This window comes from Enterococcus sp. DIV0802b (assembly GCF_050543535.1).
Taxonomy (GTDB): Bacteria; Bacillota; Bacilli; order Lactobacillales; family Enterococcaceae; genus Enterococcus_D; species Enterococcus_D entomosocium.
Genome location: NZ_CP172941.1, coordinates 758,570 through 781,236, shown reverse-complemented (window position 1 = coordinate 781,236; position 22,667 = coordinate 758,570). Strand labels below are relative to the sequence as shown.

Annotated in this window: 20 protein-coding genes; all 20 read right to left on the bottom strand. The window is 42.1% G+C overall.

Annotated elements, in window-relative coordinates; genetic code table 11:
• Positions 1-43: 43 nt before the first annotated feature.
• The 20 genes from hisIE to IGJ12_RS03485 all read right to left on the bottom strand — a co-directional run bounded on the left by hisIE (position 44) and on the right by IGJ12_RS03485 (position 22,655).
• Positions 44-676 carry a bifunctional phosphoribosyl-AMP cyclohydrolase/phosphoribosyl-ATP diphosphatase HisIE gene (hisIE, locus tag IGJ12_RS03580; RefSeq protein WP_005237439.1) on the bottom strand — a complete coding sequence of 211 codons (633 nt, stop codon included), beginning with the start codon at positions 674-676 and terminating at the stop codon, positions 44-46.
• A 38-nt stretch (positions 677-714) separates the two neighbouring features.
• Entirely contained in the window at positions 715-1,473 is a 759-nt protein-coding gene (hisF, locus tag IGJ12_RS03575) for an imidazole glycerol phosphate synthase subunit HisF (RefSeq protein WP_005237440.1), read from the bottom strand.
• Positions 1,470-2,189 carry a 1-(5-phosphoribosyl)-5-[(5-phosphoribosylamino)methylideneamino]imidazole-4-carboxamide isomerase gene (hisA, locus tag IGJ12_RS03570; RefSeq protein WP_430619358.1) on the bottom strand — a complete coding sequence of 240 codons (720 nt, stop codon included), beginning with the start codon at positions 2,187-2,189 and terminating at the stop codon, positions 1,470-1,472. The genes hisF and hisA overlap by 4 nt, the downstream gene beginning before the upstream one ends.
• The gene (gene hisH / locus IGJ12_RS03565) at positions 2,186-2,809 is read right to left on the bottom strand and encodes an imidazole glycerol phosphate synthase subunit HisH (protein WP_430619357.1); all 624 of its coding nucleotides are present in this window, start codon (positions 2,807-2,809) and stop codon (positions 2,186-2,188) included. Before hisH ends, hisA begins: the two co-directional genes overlap by 4 nt.
• Positions 2,810-2,875: 66 nt before the next feature.
• On the bottom strand, positions 2,876-3,469 hold the full coding sequence (gene hisB, locus IGJ12_RS03560) for an imidazoleglycerol-phosphate dehydratase HisB (protein WP_005225202.1): 594 nt from the start codon (positions 3,467-3,469) through the stop codon (positions 2,876-2,878).
• The gene (gene hisC / locus IGJ12_RS03555) at positions 3,466-4,524 is read right to left on the bottom strand and encodes a histidinol-phosphate transaminase (protein ID WP_005237444.1); all 1,059 of its coding nucleotides are present in this window, start codon (positions 4,522-4,524) and stop codon (positions 3,466-3,468) included. Before hisC ends, hisB begins: the two co-directional genes overlap by 4 nt.
• Complete coding sequence (gene hisD, locus IGJ12_RS03550) at positions 4,521-5,801, bottom strand: histidinol dehydrogenase (RefSeq protein WP_430619356.1); 1,281 nt, start codon at positions 5,799-5,801, stop codon at positions 4,521-4,523. Before hisD ends, hisC begins: the two co-directional genes overlap by 4 nt.
• Entirely contained in the window at positions 5,798-7,357 is a 1,560-nt protein-coding gene (gene hisG / locus IGJ12_RS03545) for an ATP phosphoribosyltransferase (RefSeq protein ID WP_034872864.1), read from the bottom strand. The genes hisD and hisG overlap by 4 nt, the downstream gene beginning before the upstream one ends.
• A gap of 286 nt (positions 7,358-7,643) precedes the next feature.
• Positions 7,644-9,482, bottom strand: coding sequence for a glucose PTS transporter subunit IIA (locus IGJ12_RS03540; RefSeq protein ID WP_430619355.1), 1,839 nt, complete (start codon positions 9,480-9,482; stop codon positions 7,644-7,646).
• 88 nt (positions 9,483-9,570) lie between these two features.
• Entirely contained in the window at positions 9,571-11,016 is a 1,446-nt protein-coding gene (locus tag IGJ12_RS03535) for a glycoside hydrolase family 1 protein (protein WP_005237448.1), read from the bottom strand.
• Positions 11,006-11,812, bottom strand: coding sequence for a MurR/RpiR family transcriptional regulator (locus IGJ12_RS03530; protein WP_005237449.1), 807 nt, complete (start codon positions 11,810-11,812; stop codon positions 11,006-11,008). Before IGJ12_RS03530 ends, IGJ12_RS03535 begins: the two co-directional genes overlap by 11 nt.
• Before the next feature lie 313 nt (positions 11,813-12,125).
• Positions 12,126-12,968 carry a Cof-type HAD-IIB family hydrolase gene (locus IGJ12_RS03525; RefSeq protein ID WP_034878757.1) on the bottom strand — a complete coding sequence of 281 codons (843 nt, stop codon included), beginning with the start codon at positions 12,966-12,968 and terminating at the stop codon, positions 12,126-12,128.
• Positions 12,969-13,218: 250 nt separating this feature from the next.
• Positions 13,219-13,602, bottom strand: coding sequence for a DUF7006 family protein (locus tag IGJ12_RS03520; RefSeq protein WP_005237452.1), 384 nt, complete (start codon positions 13,600-13,602; stop codon positions 13,219-13,221).
• Positions 13,603-14,138: 536 nt separating this feature from the next.
• Positions 14,139-14,795, bottom strand: coding sequence for an HAD family hydrolase (locus IGJ12_RS03515; protein WP_034878760.1), 657 nt, complete (start codon positions 14,793-14,795; stop codon positions 14,139-14,141).
• A gap of 280 nt (positions 14,796-15,075) precedes the next feature.
• Positions 15,076-15,690: a hypothetical protein gene (locus IGJ12_RS03510; protein WP_005237455.1), complete on the bottom strand. Its 615-nt coding sequence runs from the start codon at positions 15,688-15,690 to the stop codon at positions 15,076-15,078.
• 230 nt (positions 15,691-15,920) lie between these two features.
• Entirely contained in the window at positions 15,921-17,213 is a 1,293-nt protein-coding gene (locus IGJ12_RS03505) for a CapA family protein (protein ID WP_430619354.1), read from the bottom strand.
• A 437-nt stretch (positions 17,214-17,650) separates the two neighbouring features.
• Positions 17,651-19,753 (bottom strand): BglG family transcription antiterminator, encoded by a 2,103-nt coding sequence (locus tag IGJ12_RS03500; protein WP_430619353.1) that lies wholly within the window; start codon positions 19,751-19,753, stop codon positions 17,651-17,653.
• Between the two features lie 23 nt (positions 19,754-19,776).
• Positions 19,777-20,682, bottom strand: coding sequence for a 4-hydroxy-tetrahydrodipicolinate synthase (dapA, locus tag IGJ12_RS03495; RefSeq protein WP_061053821.1), 906 nt, complete (start codon positions 20,680-20,682; stop codon positions 19,777-19,779).
• Entirely contained in the window at positions 20,679-21,344 is a 666-nt protein-coding gene (locus IGJ12_RS03490) for an SIS domain-containing protein (protein ID WP_061053820.1), read from the bottom strand. The genes dapA and IGJ12_RS03490 overlap by 4 nt, the downstream gene beginning before the upstream one ends.
• A 24-nt stretch (positions 21,345-21,368) precedes the next feature.
• Positions 21,369-22,655: a PTS ascorbate transporter subunit IIC gene (locus IGJ12_RS03485; protein WP_016610457.1), complete on the bottom strand. Its 1,287-nt coding sequence runs from the start codon at positions 22,653-22,655 to the stop codon at positions 21,369-21,371.
• Between the last annotated feature and the right edge of the window lie 12 nt (positions 22,656-22,667).

Here is a 22,667-nt window from a genome sequence, read left to right as displayed (position 1 = left end):
TTTTATCGTCAGCTACTTTCTTTCTACTGAAAAATCCTGACCGTTATTGCATCCGCTCTTGTTTGACTTTCTTATCCACAACATGACGCTTGGCAAGCTCTTGGCGAATAGCCGCTAAATCAATCCCCATTTCTGCCATTAAAACCAATGTATGATACGCCAAATCAGCAATCTCATAAACGGTTTCTTGACGGTCTTCCTTCATCGCCCCAATTACGACCTCGGTTGCTTCCTCGCCGATTTTTTTTAAGATTTTTTCACTGCCTTTTTCAAACAAGTAGCTGGTATAGCTGCCTTCTTGTGGCGTATCTTTACGACCTTTTATCAGCTCATACAACGCATCGATGGTTGGAGAGGATTTTGTACCATAAAGCACCTCTGTAAAGCAGCTTTCTGTGCCTGTATGGCAAGCAGGTCCGTCTTTTTTTACTTTGGCGACTAAGGCATCTTGATCGCAATCTGCGGTCAATGATACTAAATGCTGGTAATTGCCGCTAGTTTCTCCTTTGCGCCACAATTCTTGGCGACTGCGGGAATAAAAGGTCATCAATCGGTCCTTCAAGGTCAAGGTCAAACTTTCTTGGTTCATATAAGCCAAGGTCAAAACTTCATTCGTTTCCACATCTTGCACGATCACTGGAACCAATCCTTGTTTATCAAATCGTACTTGCACCATGTTATCCACTCCTTCTATTGCCTGTCAAAACGCCAACGCTATACGGTTCGTACGGGAATATCGACGGCCTGTAATTGTTTTTTTAGCTCTGGGATTTTTACCTCGCCATAGTGAAAAATCGAGGCTGCCAACCCTGCTTCAATATTTGGCAATTGAAACAGCTCGATAAAATCGGCACTTTTGCCAGCACCACCGGATGCGACGATCGGTAATTTGGTGATTTCGCTGACAGCTTTCAGCAAGTCGAGATCAAACCCCTGCTTCACGCCATCGGTATCCATGCTGTTGATGACTAGTTCACCAGCACCTAACTGCTCAGCTTGGTGAATCCACGCCAATGCTTCTAAGCCTGTATCTTCCCGTCCGCCTTTGGCAAACACATGCCAGTTCTCACCGACACGGCGAACATCAACGGATAAAACAACGCACTGGCTGCCATAGCGTTTCGCGCCTTCTGCTATCAGCTCAGGTCGGCGAAGCGCTCCCGAATTGACGCTGACTTTGTCGGCGCCACAGTTTAAGACTCGCTCAAAATCTGCTACTTGATTGATGCCACCGCCCACCGTCAAAGGAATAAACACTTCTGACGCCACGCGCTGCAAAATGTCCGTGAATAAGCCGCGTTCTTCTGCAGAAGCAGTAATGTCATAAAAAACCAGCTCATCGGCGCCTTGTTCATTGTAAAAGCGCGCCAAAATCACCGGATCATTGACATCTTTTAAGCCAGCAAAGTTGACCCCTTTCACGACTCGCCCATCTCGCACATCAAGGCAAGGAATGATTCGTTTGGCGATCATGACCTTTCCTCCCCTGCTGCTAAGACATCGGCCAATTGGAGACTGCCGTTATATAAGGATTTCCCGACGATCACGCCAGAGATCCCCAACTGTTTTAATCCTTTGATATCTGCCAATGAAGCCACGCCGCCAGAAGCCACGATGTCGCAATCCAATTGATTGAGTTTTTCGTATAAGGGCAGATTGATGCCTTCTCCTGTACCGTCACGGGAGATTTCGGTAAAGATGATCGTTTGCGCTCCCCATGCCACCAATTGTTGGCAAAAAGTAAACGCGTCTGTTGCCGTTTTCTCGAGCCAGCCTTCCACTGCCACTTTTTCTTCCTTGGCATCGACTCCAATGGCGATCTTATTGCCGTATTTCTTGAGCATCGCTTTTGTGAATACTGGGTCTTTCTGGGCAATCGTGCCGAGGATCACCCGATGAACGCCTGCTGCCAAACAATGTTGGATCGTTTCTTCCTCACGAATCCCGCCGCCAACTTCGACAAACAGATTGGTCTGCTGGACGATATTTTTTGCGACATCAAAGTAATGGAGTTTGCCGGCTTTGGCACCATCTAAGTCGACGAGGTGCAGATAGTTGGCACCTTCTTCTTCAAAGGAACGAGCAAATGCCACTGGATCGTCCCCAAACACTTCTTTTTGCTCATAGTCTCCTTGGTACAAACGGACCACTTTTTGATCTAACAGATCGATTGCTGGAAAAATTTTCATAGCGGCACCTCCGTAAATGCTTTTAAAATCTTCAACCCGACTGCCCCGCTTTTTTCTGGATGAAACTGAGTGCCGAAGACATTGTCTTTTTGCACGATACCGGGAATTGCTAGACCATAGTCACTGTCTGCCACGACATACTCTTGGCAATCAGCAGCAAAATAACTGTGGACATAGTAGACAAAGTCTTGTTCCCCTAACCCGCTGACGAGGGGGCTTTCTTTTCTGATAGTCAAACGATTCCAACCAATCTGTGGCACTTTCAGATTCAGTTTGGCTTCTTCAAAGGCGCTTTGCATGGAAACGATCCTTCCTGGAATCAAACCGAGCCCCGCATGTGTGCCAAACTCCTCACTACTATCAAACAACAGCTGCATCCCTAAACAAATGCCTAAAAAGGGTTTGCCAGCTGCTGCCAATTCTTGGATCGGTTCGATCAGCGACAACTCTGCTAACTTTTGGCGGGCATCGCCAAAAGCGCCTACGCCGGGTAAAAGAATGCGGTCGGCAGCTTTTAATTCTGCTAGTGAACGCGTGATTCGGCACTCAACACCCAAGAAGTCCAGCGAACGAGACAAGCTGAACAAATTGCCGACCCCATAGTCGATGATTGCTAACATAATACGCCCCTTTCCTTATCTCATCCCTCTGTGTGGAAGATACGTAATCATTTTCCCCCTCATGAATCACTGAATCGTCCCTTTGGTTGAAGGAATCTCATCTGGGGCTGCTTGATTGATCGCCACCGCTTCACCTAAAGCACGCCCAAACCCTTTAAAGCAAGCTTCCACAATGTGGTGGCTGTTTTTGCCAGCGATTTGATGGAGATGAATCGTAGCACCTAATTCACGGGCAAAAGCAATGAAGAATTCTTCAACCAACTCCGTATCAAACTGCTGCCCGATTTTTTCACTCGGTATCGCCAACTCTACGACTGCCATGCCGCGACCGCTAATATCGATCGCTGTCATAACTAAGGCTTCGTCCATCGGCAGCAGCATACTACCATAGCGTTTGATGCCTCGTCGCTCCCCAAGACTTTCTGAAAACGCTCGGCCAATGGCGATGGCAACGTCTTCTGTTGTGTGATGGGCATCCACTTCTGTATCGCCATCACAAACCAACGTCAAATCAAAGCGACCGTGGCGGACAAATAATTCCAGCATGTGGTCTAAAAAACCCACACCAGTCTTGATTGATTGCTGACCAGTACCATCGATCGTCAACTGCAGGTGGATCTTGGTTTCCGTCGTATTGCGGGTAACTTCTGCTTTTCTCATTCCTTCACCTCTTCTATGATCGTTGTTAGCACCGTCATCAGTCGTTCCATCTGGGCCTTCGTTCCTACCGTAATTCGTAAATACTCTTTGATGCGGGGCTGATTGAACCAGCGGACGAAGATTTTCTGCTCTTTCAGTGCCTGATACAACTCTTCACCGGCAATCGCAGGGTGCCTTGCAAACAAAAAATTCCCTTGGCTGTCGGTCTGCTCAAAGCCGAATTTCGCTAGGGCTTGCTTGCTCCACTCACGCACGTGGATCGTTGCTTGGATTTTCTCATCGACATACGCTTGTTCCTGCAAAACGGCTGCACCAGCGGCTTGGGTCAAACTATTGACATTGTACGGATTCAAGCTAAATTTCAACCGATTCAAGTCTTGGATCAGTCCTTCATTGGCAACCGCAAAGCCTAAGCGTGCTCCTGCCAGCTGCCGAGATTTCGAAAACGTCCCCACAACCAAGAGATTTGGGTATTGATCGATCAAAGAAACCATTGAAGAGCCGCCAAAATCGATATAGGCCTCATCGACTATCACTAAGCGATCGGGATGCCGTTTTAGAAAGGCACAGATTTCGCTTTGTTCTTGATAAACCCCAGTCGGGGCATTGGGATTGGCAAAAATGACGGTCCCTTTGAGTGAATCGTAGTCCGTTAACGCGATTGAGAAATCTTCTTGCAGCGGAACAACGGTGGCAGCGACTTGGTACAAGGCACTATATACTTGATAAAACCCGTAGGTCACATCGGGAAAGGCGATGCCGTTTTCCGTGAAGCCTTGAAAGAGGTAGGACAAGACTTCGTCACTGCCATTACCGAGAAACAGTTGGGCTGGCGTAACGCCAAGATAGGCAGCCAGAGGGTTTGTCACCACTTCAGCAGCAATATCCGAGTAACGATTCAGCTTTTGGGCGGCATCAGCAACCGCTGCTTGAACACTTGGCGCTGGCGGATAAGGACTTTCATTGGTGTTCAGTTTAATAACGACTTGCTCATCTACTTGTTCCCCCGGTGTATAAGGAGTCAGCTTGTGATACTTTTGATGTAAAAAGGTCATTTTTCTCCCTCTCTTCGTACATTGATCGAACGGGCATGGCCGATCAAGTCTTCGGTTTCCGCGAACAACGCTACAGCTGGACCAGCTGCTTTCATGGCTGCCTCTGGGTAATACAAATAACTGCTTTTCTTAATAAAATCGTCCACTGATAACGGCGAATAGAAACGAGCCGTCCCTTCTGTCGGTAGGGTATGGTTTGGTCCAGCAAAATAATCTCCCAGTACTTCCGGTGTATGGTGACCTAAAAAGACGCTACCCGCATTTTCTACTTGTCCCAATAATGCAAAAGGATCAGCCACCGCTAATTCAAGGTGTTCTGGAGCAATTTGATTGGCAATGGTAAGTGCTTCGGTCAAATCTTTGACCAGAATCAGCTTTCCGCTAGATTCAAGCGCCGCAGCAGCAATGTCTTTGCGGGGCAGTTGCTTCAGCTGCAACTCAAGCTCGGCTTGTACTTCTTCAATCAAAGCTGCTTCTGTTGTGACTAAGATAGCTTGCGCTAAGGGATCATGCTCGGCTTGTGCCAAAAGATCCGCCGACAGCCAGCGAGGATTTGCGCTGGCATCAGCGAGGATCAGCACATCGCTGGGCCCTGCGATCATATCGATATCAACTTCGCCGTACACCATTTTTTTCGCTGTGGCGACATAAATATTTCCCGGTCCGACGATTTTGTCGACTTTGGGAATTGTTTCTGTTCCATAAGCCAATGCCGCTACGCCATGGGCCCCACCGACTTTGTAGATTTCATCCACTCCGGCAACGGAAGCTGCCGCTAAAATAGCAGCCGGAACTTTTCCCTGACTGTCCGTCGGTGTGATCATAACGATTTTTTTGACCCCGGCGATTTTTGCCGGCAGGACATCCATCAAAACCGTACTTGGATAAGCTGCTGTGCCGCCAGGAACATAGACCCCGACTTTTGTTAATGGTAAGACCCGCTGTCCCATCACAACGCCATTTTCCTTCGTTAAGACAAAGCCTTGCTGGACTTGTTTTTGATGAAATGCCAAAATGTTTTCTTTCGCCTGTTCCATCACATTAAGCAGCTCGGGTGAGACGGCATGGACAGCCGCGTCTATCTCCCCTGGACTGACGGTTAAGGAAGACAAGGTCACTTGATCGATTTCCTCAATTAATTGAAACAACGCCTGATCTCCTTGCTGCTGAACACGGGCAATGATTTGGGCGACAATGGTTGAAACATCTTTCGTTTCCGACTGTTTCCTTGCCACAATCGTTTCGATCGTATCTTTTTGGGTCGAAAAAATTCTCATAATTGCTCCCTCACCTTCTCAATCACTGTTTGAATGCGTTCTTGCTTGAAACGCCACGTGGCGTGGTTGATCACTAAGCGCGCTGAAGACGGCGCGATGTCTTGGATCACTTCTAAATCATTTTCTTTTAGTGTCGTCCCCGTTTCGACGATGTCAACGATCACATCGGAGAGACCTAATAAAGGGGCCAATTCAATCGATCCATGCAGTTGGATCAATTCCACCGAGCGACCTAACCCTTGATAAAACTGGCGGGTGATCTGCGGATATTTTGTAGAGACCCGCAGCGGTCGGGAGAAATCTTCCTCGAATTCCTTACGCGCCGCTACGGCCAAACGGCAGACCCCCATATGCAAATCAAGAAATTCGATGACTTCCGCCTTGCTTTCCATTAAAATATCTTTGCCTACGACACCGATATCCGCCACTCCGTGCTCCACATAGATTGCTACATCGCTAGGCTTGACTAAGAAAAAGCGCAGCTTGTTTTCTTCATCACAAAAAATTAGTTGGCGATTGTCTTTAAAGACGCCTTGCGCAGCGACTCCGGCTTTCGTGAACAAATCGTATACGGCATCCCCCATACGGCCTTTTGGCAGCGCAATGTTCAAATAGCCTGAACTTTCGTTGTCAGTCGGCAACTTTTGCCCTACATGGTTGAGCTTCATACCAAACCCGATCGCCCCTTGCGCTTTGCCTTGCCGACTCATCAAGCGATCATAACGGCCGCCATATAAAATCGTCTCTCTTGCTTCTTCGATAAATCCTTGAAACAGCAAACCACTGTAATAATCGGCATCATTTAAAATCGAAAAATCCAACCTTATCCGAATGGAGGCTGACAGTTGTTCTTTTTGCAATGCTTGATACAGTTGGTTCAGTTCTGCTAAACCAGCTTGAGCTTGGGGATATTCTGCCAGCAGTTCTTTGGCTTTTTGATACTTGGTTTCAAAATCACCTGACAAACGTACCAGTTTCGCTAATTTTTCAGCTTCTGTTGCTGACAAGCCAGCCTTTTCAGTCAGTGCATCCATGCCATGAGAACTCTTGTCCCGTAGGCAGTGCAGTACCTTTTGTCGATCCGCTTCGGGGAAGCGTTGGCAGATACCGTCCAAAATCCCCATATGGGACAGATCTAAGGTTCCTTTTCCCACCTGAGCCAAACTTTCCCACGCCAGTTTTACAACCTCCAGTTGATCTTCCCACGTGATTTGGTCAATGAGCTCCAAACCGATTTGATCGATTTTTTGGTATTCCCCAGCTTGACGATCCTGTCGATAGACATCTTCCACGTAATACACTCTACGCGCCTCTCCAGACGGTGTATTTTTGGCAATAGACAAGGTAACATCGGGTTTTAGCGCCATCGTCCTGCCATCCGTGCCTGTAAACGTGATGATGGAAGAACCACGCAAAAACTGATCATTTTGCTGATAGTTGCGATACTCTTCAAAGTTGTTCGAGTGATAAGGTGAAAAATGATGCTGCGTATACAATTTTCTTAATTTCAGTTCGACTTGTTCGGCTGGTTTCAATACATTCCATAACTCTTCCACACTTATCACTCCTATTTCATGCCACTGATCCGGCTTTCTCACTGTTAAAGCCACGCTTTATCATCGATTCACCATCAGTTTTTCTAATAATACTAATGGTTTTGCCATAAATAAGCAATGGTATTTTTCGAAATATTCTGGATTTTTTCGATACAATTCATTGGTAGAGACAAAGAAAGGACATCAAATAAAAAAGCCCTGCCGAAAATTCAGGACAGGGCTTTCACTTGAAGGTATAGTTGATGTCTGCGTTAAGAAGCTTGAAAAAGAAATGATTGGGAACCCATTATTGAACTGAAAATAAATAATCGCTGCTATTTACTTTTTGCTGTATCGTCTGAGCAAATGGTTCATGATCAGCTGTGTTTGTGACAATGATGGGGATCGTTAGATCATAGCCTGCTGCACTGATTTCTTTTTCGTCAAAAGAAATCAGTTTTTCTCCAGCTTTAACGTATTGATTTTCAGCTACATAAAGAGTAAATCCTTTTCCATCTAAATGAACCGTGTCAATCCCGATGTGGATCAAAAGTTCGACCCCATTTTCACCTCTTAAGCCAATCGCATGCTTGGTGGGTGTAGTCATAATCACATAACTATCAAAAGGAGCGACTATGGTCTCATCAGAAGGAATGATCGCCACTCCGTCCCCCATCATTTTTTCCGAAAACATCGGGTCCTTGACTGTCTCAAGGGAAATAACGCTTCCCGATATTGGACTGTTGACTTTCAAAGCATCTTCGGCTTTACTCATTTGACTTGCTTGAACTCTTTTTCGTTCTAAGAGAATCGTTGTAGTAAAAGAAACGCATACAGCTAGAAGAATGACGACAATTGCAAACCAAAAATTGCTATTGAATCCAGAACCATCTGTCGGGATAAAAGTCGGGATCGCAACCAGACCTGGTGAAACAACTGCATATTGTTTTAGTTGAACAAACCCTGCCATGATCCCACCTACTGCACCACCTAGAATCGCTCCTATAAAAGCACTTCGATAGTTGATCAAGATGCCAAAAATAGCCGGCTCGGTGATCCCCATCACACCAGTCAGTCCTGAAGAAAGAGCCAATGCTCGTTTTTCAGTATTTTTTTCTGTATAAGAAATAGCTAAGGCTGATGCACCCACGGCAACGTTAGCTGCTAGCATAGCCGGCATAACAAATGAATCATAGCCGTAGTCCCCTAACATAGCAAAGACCAAGGGGAACAACGCTTGATTGGTGCCGGTCATGACCAATAGCGGAGTCATTGCTCCTAAGACACCAACTGAAAACCAACCGAGTTTGTCGTATAAAAAGCTCAACCCACTAGCAATGTATCCGCCCACTGCATTTCCAATTGGCCCTAATACAATTAATGTGACAGGCACTGTAATTAAAATAACTAATAATGGCTTGACGAAATACTTGATCGATTGCGGAATACACTTATCCCCGATTCGATCCATTACCGCCATAAACAAAACACCAAATATTACGGGAATAGTCGTTGTATTATAGCTCATCGTTGGGATAACGATTCCTAAGAAATTCAATCCTTCCACGCCATTGATCAATGAGTGGACGAGGATCGCACCTAGGAACATACCCATCAAACCATTGATACCAAGTTTTCTAGCAGCACTATACCCAATATAAATCGGCAGAAAATAAAAACCCGCATCGTTGATGGCATTTAAAATCGTGTAGGTCCCGCTGTCAGCTGCAAGTCCGAAAAAGGTCACACCAATATTCAATACCGCCGATACCAGCCCAGCAGCTACCAATACGGGCAGAACCGGAACGAAGGTTCCACTGATAAAATCGACAATCAGTAAGCCGTAGTCTTTGAGGGTGCGCTTCGTTTTTCGTTCCTCCTTCGCCTGACCATTCATTTGATTTCGCTCTTCTGTAAAAATTGCATACACTTTTGGCACATCCGGACCGATGATCAGTTGAACTTCATGTCCTCTTCTCACTGTGCCCAAAATGAGTTTGTTTTCTTTTAATTGTTTGTCATCAAAAGCGGTCGGATCACTTAGCTGTAGACGAAGCCTAGTAGCACAGTGATTGACTGTTTGAACATTTTCGATTCCTCCGATATTTTTTATAATATACGCAACCAGTTCATGATAGTTTGACATAGTGATTCATCCTCACTTTATTTTATAAACCGCTTTCATTAAAGTAGTTTTTGGAGCGATAGAAGCTCTTTCTTCTATCGCTCATTTCTCATCCTTTTGGACGTGCTAACGTTTGACCATTTGATTGGATCACTTCTTTATACCAATAGTAAGAATCTTTCGGGATTCTACGTAAATCCAGTAAGTCTTCATCAGTTGTATTGATATAGACAAGTCCATATCGCTTCGCCATCCCATTGCCTGTACTCAAAAGATCAGTAAAGGACCATGGATTATAACCAAAGACTTTTGCGCCATCTTCAATCGCCAATCCGACTTGATAAATCTGATCATTTAAAAAATCGATTCGTTCTTGATCATGTACTTGTCCATCCTCACCCAGCGTCTCATGCGCCCCGTAGCCATTCTCAGTAATCACCATTGGTAAATGATAGTGGTCTTCCATATAGCGTAACAAGTAACGCATAGCAACTGGATCGATCTCCCAATCCCAATCGGTTGTCTCGACAAAAGGATTGACCGTTTGCGCAAAAATCCCTGGATAATTTGGGTAAACAAATTCCCCTTTTTTCCCCGATTTGTTCAACCCAATTTCTTGATGATCGGATGCCACTGGTGACTCCTTCGCTACGTTGCTACGGTAACAGTTGATGCCGAAAAAGTCGATTTTTGCTTGTGCAACCAATTCCATATCCCCAGGGCGAATATCGGGATCAATATTATTTTCTTTCCAATAACGTTTAATAAAACCATTGTATTCACGATTTGCATTAAAATCATTCCAGATTTTTTCCGTCAGTTCTTCTGCATTCATCGCTGCAATCTGATCTGCTGGTTTTGCTGACTCAGGATAAAACGGAACCATCCCAGGAACCGGGCCGATCTTGCCGTCTTCAACCAATTCATGACACGCAATCACCGCTTTTGCATGACATAGGTTCATAATATGATTGACTTTCCACTTATCTTCAAACCAAGTCTCTGGGTATTTGCATACTCCTAACCAGTCTCCATAGACAATTTGCATGTTTTGCTCATTAATTGCCAGCCAGTATTTCACACGATCGCCGAATGACTCAAAACAGGTTCTAACATATTGGTCAAATGCATCAATGATGCCTCGGTCGTACCAACCATTAAATTCTTCGTCAACCCAGACTGGCATATCGTAGTGATACAAAGTGACGATTGGAGTAATGCCATGTTCAACTAATTCATCAATCAGCTGATTGTAAAAGTCAATGCCTAATTGATTGGGCACCCCTGAATTATCAGGATAGATCCTAGGCCAAGCAATCGAAAAGCGATATGAAGTAAAGCCCGCATCAGCCATTAATTGGACATCTTCTTTGTATTTATGGTAATGATCAGCGGCAATCGAATTATCTGTATAGGGCTTTTTCTTTTTGCTGTTTAAGTCGATGATCGCAGTTGAACGCCCATCTTCTGCTACAGCCCCTTCAACTTGCCACGCCGCACTTGAAGCGCCCCATAAAAAATCCTTTGGAAATAGTGGTTTATCTTTATAATGCATGCCCATTGCCTTCTCTCTTAAATTTAAGTAAATAACCATTGAATAGTAGATCAAGTACGAAATCAATGCCATACGTATAGTAAAGCAGCTCAGTGATTTCTTTCTCATGTGTTTGTGAACTTAAATGATACAATTTATCAAAATAGCGGTTATAGATCGGGTTTCTATTATTTGTAAACAAAATCGTTGGTGCCTTGACCTCTTTTAGTATTTCAAGCATAGAAGAGACGAAGAGACCCGATAGCGAAAAAACAATGATCAAGGGATCTTGGCAATGTTCCAAGGCTAATGTCAGATCGCTCTTTGATGTTAATAAAGTAATTCTTTTACCAAAGATAACCATTCGCTGCTGGAAAGTTTTTACACTACCAGTAATATTGCTTGAACACAAAATCATAACTTCCCGGCTATCATTGATTAATCGGACAAGACGATCGACTTCTTGTGTATTAAACCGCAGACTTAATTCTTCCATTAGCGAAGTAATATTGGCTTGAAGCTTAGGCAAAAAATCAGAGTAGCCGTAAAACTTTAGAAATTCATTGATTCCATCATCAAAAGTTTCCGCGTTTTTTTTCATATCTAAAAAGTTCTCGTAGCCCAATTGTTTCGCAAATCGTCGAATGGAGGCCCGTGATACATGCTGCTCTTCTGCAATCTGATAAATGTTCCAGCGAGTCACGCTTTTGAAGTTCTCTAAGAAAAATTTAGCAAGTTCAAATTCAACCGTCCCTACTTCATTTTCGTTCACAATATGATTTAACTTATAAATGAAATTCAATCGATTATTATCCATTTTTTTAATCTCCCTTGGCCAAGTTTGATTGTATCTAAATTATAACGTATCCGCTTCCAAAGTTGGGGTGCATGTCTTGTCCCCAGTTAAATCTTATCTAGAAATAAAAAAAGAGGCCCAGAATTCGGCTTCTGTCCCCTTTTACCTATTGTATGTTGTATAGTCACTGATAGTACTTCTTTCTAATCAGAGTCTTCTTCACAAGAATGAAGCAAAAAACTACTCTGTCGATCACTTTACAGGTCTTCTGAACTTTGTTGCTATGAAACCTGACTAGCATAAAAAAGCATGTGCTAATCATGTTTTTTAGTAGCTACACGAGGCCGTGCTTTTGGAGCGCTTGCGCAATCCCGCCGTCTTCTGGTCGAGCCGTCACCTCGTCAGCTACTGCCAATAGCTGTTCACAGGCATTGCCCATTGCAATTCCCGTCGCAACAGCTTCAAACATTTCGACATCATTATGGCCGTCACCAAACGCCAAGGTATCTTTGTTATCGATCCCTAGATGGTTCAAGAGAAAATCGATGGCTGTTTTCTTGTGGATATTCTTGATGCCGATCTCGCCGCTATCTTTGCCAAAAACAGGTACCGTACTTCGAATCATTTGGAATTGTTCGTGGTATTGGTCATGGACCTGTTCATAAGGAATGGAATGATTGATGAAGGAAACTTTGTTCACGTCATCGTAATCGATTTTCGCTTCGTCCTCAATCAGTAAATCAAGGAACCACTGAATAGTTTGAACGCGTTGTTTTCCTGCTTCACTTTCAACAGACTCACCTGCTAAGACGATCTCCAGCAAACGATTTCTTAGATTGGTACTTGCAAATAAACCTTGGTTCGATTCCAAGTAATACTCGATTTGGTTTTCTTTTAAGAAATCAATCAATCTTAATAAAGCTTCTTTTTCAAAAACTTTGTGCAAAATCACCTCATTATGCACCTCACAATAACCGCCGCCGGCACCAATCATCCCACTTAGGGGCAGTGCCAACACGTCTTCTGTAATTTCGGCCTTTGAACGACCGGTACATAAGAAAAATTCATGGCCTTTCTTATGTGCCGCTGTGATCGCTTGGCGTGCACTTTCTGGTACATTTCCAGCATCATCACATAATGTTCCATCTACATCTAAAAAGACAATTTTTTTCGTCAAATCATTCCCTCTTTTCTCACTCAATCAATAAAGCGCTCACATGAACGTACTTGCCGAACACAAGGTGTCAAGATCAGCTCCTTAGAATTAGTATAACAAATCACAAGGAAAGTGCGCTAGACTATTTTACTAGATCATAAGATGGGATTCTGTTATTGTGATCCCTCTTTCTATTCCTCTACTCCTGTGTTCATCGCGTTATTGCTCCATGTGTTCTTTCTTGAGATGGTTGAATTATCCTAAAATATGCTTACTCCTCACTTAAATAAATTAAACTCCATTTTGGTACTTGATTGTTTTTTTGACCTGTAAGCTCGCGATAATAAGATTTTTTATCATTTTTGATCATACAAATAATTTCATGCTCATCCATACAAAACTCTTTGCATAGGTTTGTTCTACTATTTTCAAAAAGTTCCAGTAAAATTTGAATCTGCGCATCTATTGCTAGAAGTGCTTTGAGTTGATCAAATAAATTTTTTGATCGATCATAATAAATGTACTCAAATTCATTGCAGAGTTCTTGATAAAAATGAAAAATTTTGGGGAAATCTGTCATTACCCCTAAACTTAGCAACACTTCTTTTGAATAACACAAATAGTCTTTCGGTTCCTTGATATTTTCTGATATCATATCCTTACTCCTTTACATCTATTTTTTTTTGGTGAAAGTAGCGCTATCCCTTCTGCTCGCTTTGATTTTCTTCCGATAGGTTTTTTAATTGAAGCTTAGCTGTCCAAAAACCACTAAAAATGATTGGGTCTTTAGCTCTTACCAATGCAGACACATTAAGAAAATCAGTTACGCCTATTATAGTTTCCCTTTCAGATTCTCTTATAATTACTTTTTATTAAATAAAAGAAATAAGAGTGAAAAAGAGGCGGCCCCGTTCCCTTCTGCTAAAAAGTAGTGCCCGAATGCAACTAGATCGTCTCTAATGACAAGAAAATGACTATAATATCCACAAAAATCAACAGATAGCTAAAATTGTTGCTTCATGTAAATAGACACCCCATATCCATACCAACAAAAAAAACCAATAATCGAATCTATCGATCATTGGTCGAAACCTCAAATATACTGCTGGAAGAAGACGTTCAGTCCATTCTATTTTTCACGCTACAGATCAAAAATAGAAATGATTTTTAAACTGTATCAGTAAAAATAGATCAAGCATAGATATAATCTAAAATATCCTGCGGCGCTTCTGCCAAAGCATCTGGTTTTTCAGCGGAAAGTTTTTTCGCATCGTGGCTGCCCCAGGTAACAGCGATGGTTTTGACACCGGCTGCTTTGCCCATCTGGATATCAAAAATAGCATCTCCTACCATGATCGTCCTTGACGGATCAAACTGATACTGAGTTACTACTTTATTGATTCCTTCTGGATGAGGCTTGTAGTGGGACACCGCATCTGAGCCGATGATTTCTTCAAAGAACGCCACCAGGTTCTGAGCAGCCAAATTTCGTTTGACGACCGCTGTCTTCTTACTTGAAACCACGAAACAAGGAACCTTTCGTTTCATTAAGATTTCTAGGACATGGGGAATTTCAGGAAATACGTTCAAGGTACTTTCCTCGTATGTTTGATAATAGGTACGAAAAACCCGAATCAGTTCCGTTGCTGTTTCTTGATCCAATGGCTGTTCTGACATTTTAAAAAACGATTCTTCGATCGGTATCCCCATGTAATGTTCAATGACTACCTCACTCGGTACTTTGAGTCCCATCTCTGTAAAAGCTGCTTTTGTCGCCTTGATGCTGCATTCTCTCGAATCTAATAGGGTTCCGTCTAAATCAAATATCACACACTCAATCTTCTTCACGACATTTCCTCCTCTGAAAGATACTGCAGCACGTTTCTCCAAAGTGCTTTTTAAATCCTGTAGTATTCCTTTTCATTACTGATTATCTCTATTTTAACACTAAAAAAAAGCATTATCATAATTTTCGATACCATCATTTATTTAATACTAATATTTTTATATAAAAAACGACTCAATTTGAAAACAGAGTCGTTTCTACCTGAAAAGCAGTCGAAGCTACAAAGAGGTCTATTCGTGAGAAATAAGGCTTCGATGCTCTTTTGATCACACAATTTTCTTTTTATTGTAAGATATAGCCTTTGCCCCAAGCGGTACGAACCCGTTTTTCAGTGTAGTCGTATTCATCTAATTTTTCATTGATTCGTTTCGCTAATATCGACAACTGAGATTTTCTTGAGTTTGTTCCACCATTTCCCCAAATTTTCCAACATAGGTCTTCTCGATTGATAAATTGCTCTTCTCCTAAATTGTTAAAAAAGATCTGTTCTTGCAGACTAAGAAATTTAGGAAAGGATTCTTTCGTGACGGATGCTTTTTCTAACTTACGACTAATTGGTGGTAGTGCAGCCAAAAATTCTCTCAGCTCGACAAAAGAGCGATTCAGGTACGTGGCATTCTCAGCTTTTTCCATCCTACCTTCTTGTTCAATATTCCCTGGCAAGATACGGACGATTCGTTTTTGATAATAAGGAGCCAACGCCTGATTGATCAATAAAAATTCTGGATCTGCAATCGTTTCACTGACAAATAAGCAGTCAAATAATTTGGCGCTTTCTATCAACCATTCCGCCTCTTCTGTATTTTTCCCTACGAACACTTCATGACTCAAAATCTGTAACTCCCGCTGCAAATCAATCTCATATGATATATTTTTCGTCAGTATAATAATTCTCATGACACATCCTGCTTTCTTTCCCTTTTATTCAGAAATCATCTACTGAATCCTTTCCGACTCATTTCTGAATGCTTTATGTTGACATTATTACTTATTTTTATCAGTTTGAGGTGTCATTTTTTGTTCATAAATGATAGTCTACTGTCATGTTTTGTTGGAAGGAGCACCATTCGTTTCATGATTCGTTTTCTCGAAAGCTAATAAAAAAGCAACCTGTTGGTCAGGTTGCCTTATTGGTCATTTTGATTTTCTTTTTGCTGCTCCCACTTCAAATCTAACAGCTCAAGCATTTCATGGTAGGCGGTTTCTATGCGCTGTCGTTTTTCTTCAGGAACACGTTTGGCGTATTGTCCATCCGGTAGATAATCTTCGGCCAAGTAAACTTGAAAATCAAAGGCCTGTAAGACGCCGTATTCTGGATCATAATAGGTACGATCAGGGATCGGCTCTTTGGAGACCCAAGTTGGATGTAAGGCAATCTTACTTAAATAGGTCCGAGCTCCCTGTTTGGTGATCTCAACTTCTGGAATGACGCCGCGTTCGGTCCAATAGTTGTTATTGACGGTTTCATAACGTTGATTCGACAATAAGTTCCCCATTGAATAAATGATAAATTTCTTTTCACCGTCCTTTTCGATGATTTCGGTTGGTTCTGCTACATGCGGATGGCCGCCGAAAATAATATCAGCACCAAAATCAATCATCTTCCGATAAACAGTTTGTTGTTCTTCCGTTGGTTCTAAAGAATACTCGACACCAGACTGAGGCATCACGATGGTGATATCCGCCAAGCTTTCCGCTTCTTTGATCTCTGCTTCCACTTTATCTAACGACAAGTCTTTCAAATAGGTGTCATACTCTGCTTGAGTTAAGCTTTCTTCAAGTCCATTGAAGCCATAGGCATAGGCCAAGAGAGCAACTTTGATCCCGTTGACTTCTTTGACCAAAATTCCACTATTGTCGACCGTGACACCAATCGTTGCCAACCCTTGATCGTGAAAAGCAGCCGCCGTTGTTTTGACTCCTTCGATTCCCGTATCTAAGATATGATTATGAGCAAGATCGATCACATCAAAGCCCGCATCTTTGATGCTGGCAACGGCATCGATAGGCGCGTTGAATAAGGGAAAACCGCCAAGCGGTTTATTAGGATTGATGGTTCCTTCAAAATCACCAAGAGCAAGATCCGCCGATGCAATTAACGGTTTGACTTGCTCAAAATCATTGTCAAAATCATAACGCTTTCCATCGTAAGCGCTTAAATAAACAGGTGTATGATAAAGCATATCGCCACTAGCTGTCACTGTGATGGTTTTTACTTCTGGCTTTGTTTCGGTAGAACTACTTGATTCTTGCATTGGCTTAGTCGGTTTTGTCGATTCTGCTGTAAGACGCTGTTCGGGGATGCTTGTCGCTTGAATCACTAGATAAATCACTCCGAATGTGATTGCCAATAATGCTACACTTAACCCAGCAATGATCCGCTGGCGTTTCTGATGTTCCTGTCTTCGTTGCTGTCTCATGAACCCACCCTTTCAATGTCCTTTTTCCCAAATTTTTATTCTATTACAATCGAAAGAGAGTGCTTCTATTCCCTTTCGCACAACATTCACTAAATAATATCTTTTTATTAAATAATTATACTATACTTTTTAGCCCCTTAACAGGTCATTTCATAAAGCATAAAAAACAGCCCGATCGTGATCGAACTGTTTCTCCACTTCTATGGTAGCTGATTTCCGAATGAATCTTTCTTGTAGAACTGGACTAACCTCAACCGGCATAAATTAGTATCATTAGATAATCCTTCGGCTGTTAACAGTTCTGGATGACATCCCTCGCTTTCGGATGAACAGCAGCAAACGATGAAGGCAAATTACTCCCCTTCGCACGCTTCTCTCAATAAAGACCAAAGAGTATATGCTTTATTCTATAATACTTACAGTTTTTTCGAAAAAATTTATACAACAGCAGTACGTAAAATCTCTGCAAACCAGTGATAAGCTGTTTCCGGACATTCATGTTTTTCTAATTCTCGAAAAAAGTCTTTGGATTCAATAAGGGTAATAAACTGAGTCATCGCATTTAGATGCTGCTTGCTGTCTAACGCAGAAAGAGTAAAGATGTACTTTACAGGAATCGTTCCTAAGACATATACTTCAGATTCTAACGTTGTCAATCCCATGCCAAGTTTTTTTGCACCTGCTTCAGGAACCGTATGCGGTAAGGCAACTTGATCGACTATCACCATATAAGCACCTTCTGATCTGGTTTGTTGAATGATCGAATCGATGTAATTTCTAGTGATGATCTTTCTTTCAATCAATGGATTGGCTGCGAGATAAAAGGCCTCTTCCCACGTTCTGGCTTTTTTGTTTAATTGTATCAATTCTGGACGCATCATATCCAACAGCATTGCAGGTTCTTTTGGCTTTTTCTCTTTTTGAGACATGATAGATGCCGTTGGCGAGCAGGACTCTTGTACAAATTTCTCTAGATGATGCCGCAGAGCTGACTCGCTGGTAACCGTTGAATATTGTTGAATAACCTGCATCAAGCCGTCGATCGTAACAGTATTGGGCTTTATACTTGTACTGGTTTCGAATTTGACATCTAAAAACAACTGGGTTCGTTCCTCGTAAGACATGATCGGGTTTACTACAAAAATCGGTTTTTTTAACGGATAAAGTTGAAAGTTGGGTTTTGTCGTAAAAATGATATCGTAAGACTGATCAAATGAATGCAGTTCGCTTGTTTCAATCGGTCCCAATAAGATAAAAGAGGGAAAGATTTCCTTTAATTCATTGTAAATGATTGCTGAGCTTCCAATACCATTTGGGCAAACAACGACCCCCACTTTTTGTTGCACCATATATTCTTCAGAATTCCTGATCAAAAGCGCAAAGTGCATTGTTAAAAAGGCTACTTCTTCATCTGGAAGCTTTGAATCAAAGCTATCACTGATTGGTCTCAAGGTTTCTTTTACGATCTGATAAAGGTCATTATATTTTTCAAAAATTTTCTCCTGCATAGGATTGATGATCGGTAATCGAAACAGCATTCGGAAATAGGTCGGTCGAAAATGACTATATAATTGCTTGATGACAGAGTGTTTATCCTTGAAACGAATACCTGAAAGCAATTCAAATCGCTCGACGATTCTTTCTACCAAGTCAATGATGACCAAATTTCCTTGAAGCCATTCCTTTTCATTCCCTAATGCCATTCCCAGGACCCACCCACAGAGATAGTTCTTTTCTATACTATTCATCACCCCTGCGTTTTCTAAAACTTCTTCAGCAAAGCGGTACTCCTTCATTTTTACTAACTCATGATCATTAGAAAAGGGCTTTAGATTAAATTCATTCAAGCCCATTCTTGGGTATAAAAAAATAAGGATATAGTTCAATTCAATCAATCTATTTTCAACTAACTCTATCGCATGTTTTTCTAAAAGAAGAGAAAGATAGGTGTCCTGCTCATCCGCCAATTGTATTCGTTCGTTATGAATAAAGTAACGGTAAATAAAATCATCGTCCTTGCTAGTCACATCTTCCAAAATCATTCGAAATAAAGCGTAACGAATCATCAGTTCATCACCTGCTAAGTGATACCCCTCTTTTCTCGAGTAACTGATTGAAATATCGTACCCATGTAATTCCGCTTGTAATTTGCGCAGATCACTCATAAAGGTTGTTTTGCCGATTTTTAACGCATCTAAAAAATGATTGACCGACAGATAGTCTTTCTCGTAGTAAAAGAGCGTCAAAAAGATATATTTTCCTCGTTCTTTTGAACTCATCTCATAATACTTAAACATACGCTCACGTAAAAATGACTCCAACAAATATTCCTTGCTTTTTTCAGGCAGTCGAATCACACTTTCCTTATTCACGCTAAGTGGTAGTTTTTGGGCAGATAGAAACTGGTTGATTTTATCAATGGTATACTCTATTTGAGTGCGGTTCATAGAATAATTCCGCTGAAGATAATCGTAACTGATGGTCGGTTTTTCAATCAGAGCCATCATCATCTTTCTCGTCCTATAGTCAATTTTTACCATCAATGTTCCCCCATTTCTGCAGCCTACTGTTCTACTTTCAATGTAAATCCTTCCGCTTGTACATATTTTTGAAGCACTTGATCTACCTGCTGCTTTTCTTCTTTCGTAAGATCTAGAACAGGCAGTTTCGGTAACCCAACATCCTGTCCGATTGCCCGCAAACAGTATTTCAGCCCAGACGGAATCGTTGAGCATTTGCAGGCTTCTCTAAAATCATCAATACTTACTTGTGCTTGCCGCGCTTGTTCTATGTTTCCAGCTACAAATTGTTCATAGATCGCCACATCTGTTTTCGTCACAACATTTGCGGTTGAAGCCACAGAGCCATCTGCTCCTAACTGTAATGCTTCTAAAATCTTAGAGTCGCTTCCCATCAGCAAAGAGAAATCCTCTCGATGATTTAATTCAAGATAGCCCTTGAAGTTTTCTAGATCACCGCTTGAATCTTTTATCCCAATGATCGAATCAATTTTGAGTAATTCCGAGAAAACATGACGATTGATGAAATTTCTAGTATTTGGCGGAATATTGTACAAAATGATTGGTAGTGTCGTTTGCTCAGCAATCATTCGGTAGTGATGGATCAACTCCTCATCGGTATACTTCAAAAGATACGGCGTAATGATGGAAGCAGCATCAACGCCGATTTTTGCAAACTCATTTACTAACTCAATCACTTTATTCGTTGCGATATCTCCGGCACCTGCAAATACTGGTACTCTGCCCGATACTTCATCGACAACGATTTTTGCAAACTGGATTTTCTCTTCTTTGCTTAAGGTATGAAATTCGCCATTGGTTCCTAAAATAAACAACCCGTGGACACCACCAGCAATCAAATGACTTACAAGCTTTCTGGTGCCCTCTTCATTGATGCCGTTCTCATTTAATGGTGTGACCGTTGCTGGTATAATTCCTCTGATTTTCATTGCGTAAGCTCCTTTTTTGTCGTTGCTCCTAAGCTTCCCCCTGGATGCCATTTAAGGTAATCTTCTAACTTGATTTCTTTTGCTTCTTGCAGCAACACCGACAGAATCTGCAGCTGGATCATTTGGGCAATCACAGAGGAACGTGGCGGTTTATTCAAAGAGTCCCCTTCTTGGGAAACATAAGAAGACAATGTGACTTCAGCACAGGAAGCTAGGGAAGAATCTTCATTTCCTGTTACCGCTAAAATTACAGCGCCATTTGCTTTTAAGGCAGCAAGTGCATATTCTAATTCTTTGGTGTTCCCACTATTACTTATCGCAATCACTACATCGCCAGCCACGACTTGTCCTGCCGATCCGTGCACAGTTTCGGTTGTGTCTAAAAAATAGGTTGGCGTGCCGACAGATGAGAAAAGTGAAGCTGCATAGCCTGCTACATAGGAACATTTTCCCACGCCTGTTACATGAACACGCTTATGATTTTTTTCTGCATGGAGAATAAGTTCTTTGGCCTTCACCATCTGTTGATAGACTTCTTCTTCTTCAAGCCGATAAAATTGAGCATCGCTTTGGGCTTTTAAATTCGTACTATATGCAAACAAAACGTTTTTTTCATTCAATACAGATTTTCCTTCCTTATAGCAAGGAGAAATGGTATCCACCTTTCTCCTTGCTAATCATACTGTTTAACTAAATAGTTTTAAGATTTTATCTAGTAAAATTCCGATAATATTGTAGTCGATTTGAGGAAATCCAGCGTCTGTGATGCCTAATTCAGAAAAAGCTGGGAAAAGCACCAAAGGCAATGCAGTCAGCAAAATACCGCCTAAGAAGGATGCGATGATCGCCCCTTTCAACCCGCCTCTTATTGAACCAAAGACACCCATTGTTCCACCCGAGAAAAAAGCAATCCCAGCTGCTGGCAAAAGTACAACGGGAGAACCCATAGCAGCCATGGCAAACGTCGCTGTTAAGCCACCTATAAACGAGGTAATAAAGCCGACAGGAACCATGGTTGGCGCATATTGGAAAAACACAGGAACATCTACTGCCGGCATTGATCCCGGGATATATTTTTCAGAGATCGCCACGAAGGCAGCCGTTAATTCAGCAATAAATTGACGCACACCATAAATCAGTACAGACATACCCGCCGCAAATTGCAACCCTTGAATCAACGGATACAAGAACCATAAGTCGTTGCCAGCCATTTCTTGAACGACATCCATATGACCACTTAAAACTGCTGCGATCGTTGCAATGTAGAAAAGAATAATCATGAAAAATGCAACAGAGAAGACAAAATCTCGGAATACGGAGAAGAAATCAGGAAGCTCGCGATTGGCTGCTTTCTCTTTCTTTGCTTGCCAATTTTTCCCGCCAATGACACTGCCGATGACACCTGAGAACCAGTAAAAAATTAAGTTAAAGTGACCTAGTGCAACCCCTGCATTACCTGTCAGCTCATCTGTATATTTCTGAGCCAATTTGGGCAACCCTGCTCCTGCAAAACCTAGTACCAAAGAACCAAAGATAACTGTTACCCAAGTGGGCATACCATTCGAAATAAAAATCAACCCAATGACAGCAGCAAAGAAAAGATAATGCTGACCGGTTAAAAAAATTGATTTTAAAGGCGTCAATTTCGCAATAACTAATCCGAATATGAACCCTAGCCCCATAATCATTGATATTTCAAAACCATATACATCCATAGCTAACGCTGTAGCAGGCTCTACTGCCAGAACCGTCCCTTGAACACCAAATGCGGTCTGAAACAACGTGGCGAAATTTGCAGCAATCGTTCCTACATGACCACCACCAATATTAAAAATCATAAACCCAATGCCCACTTTGAGGACACCGCTCAGGGTCTCCTTCGCAGGCTTTCTTTGTGCAAGTAACCCGATCAAAGCTAAAATCATTAGCAACACAGCAGTATTTCTGAATTGGTTCATTACTAAAATTGCCATTCAATTTATTCC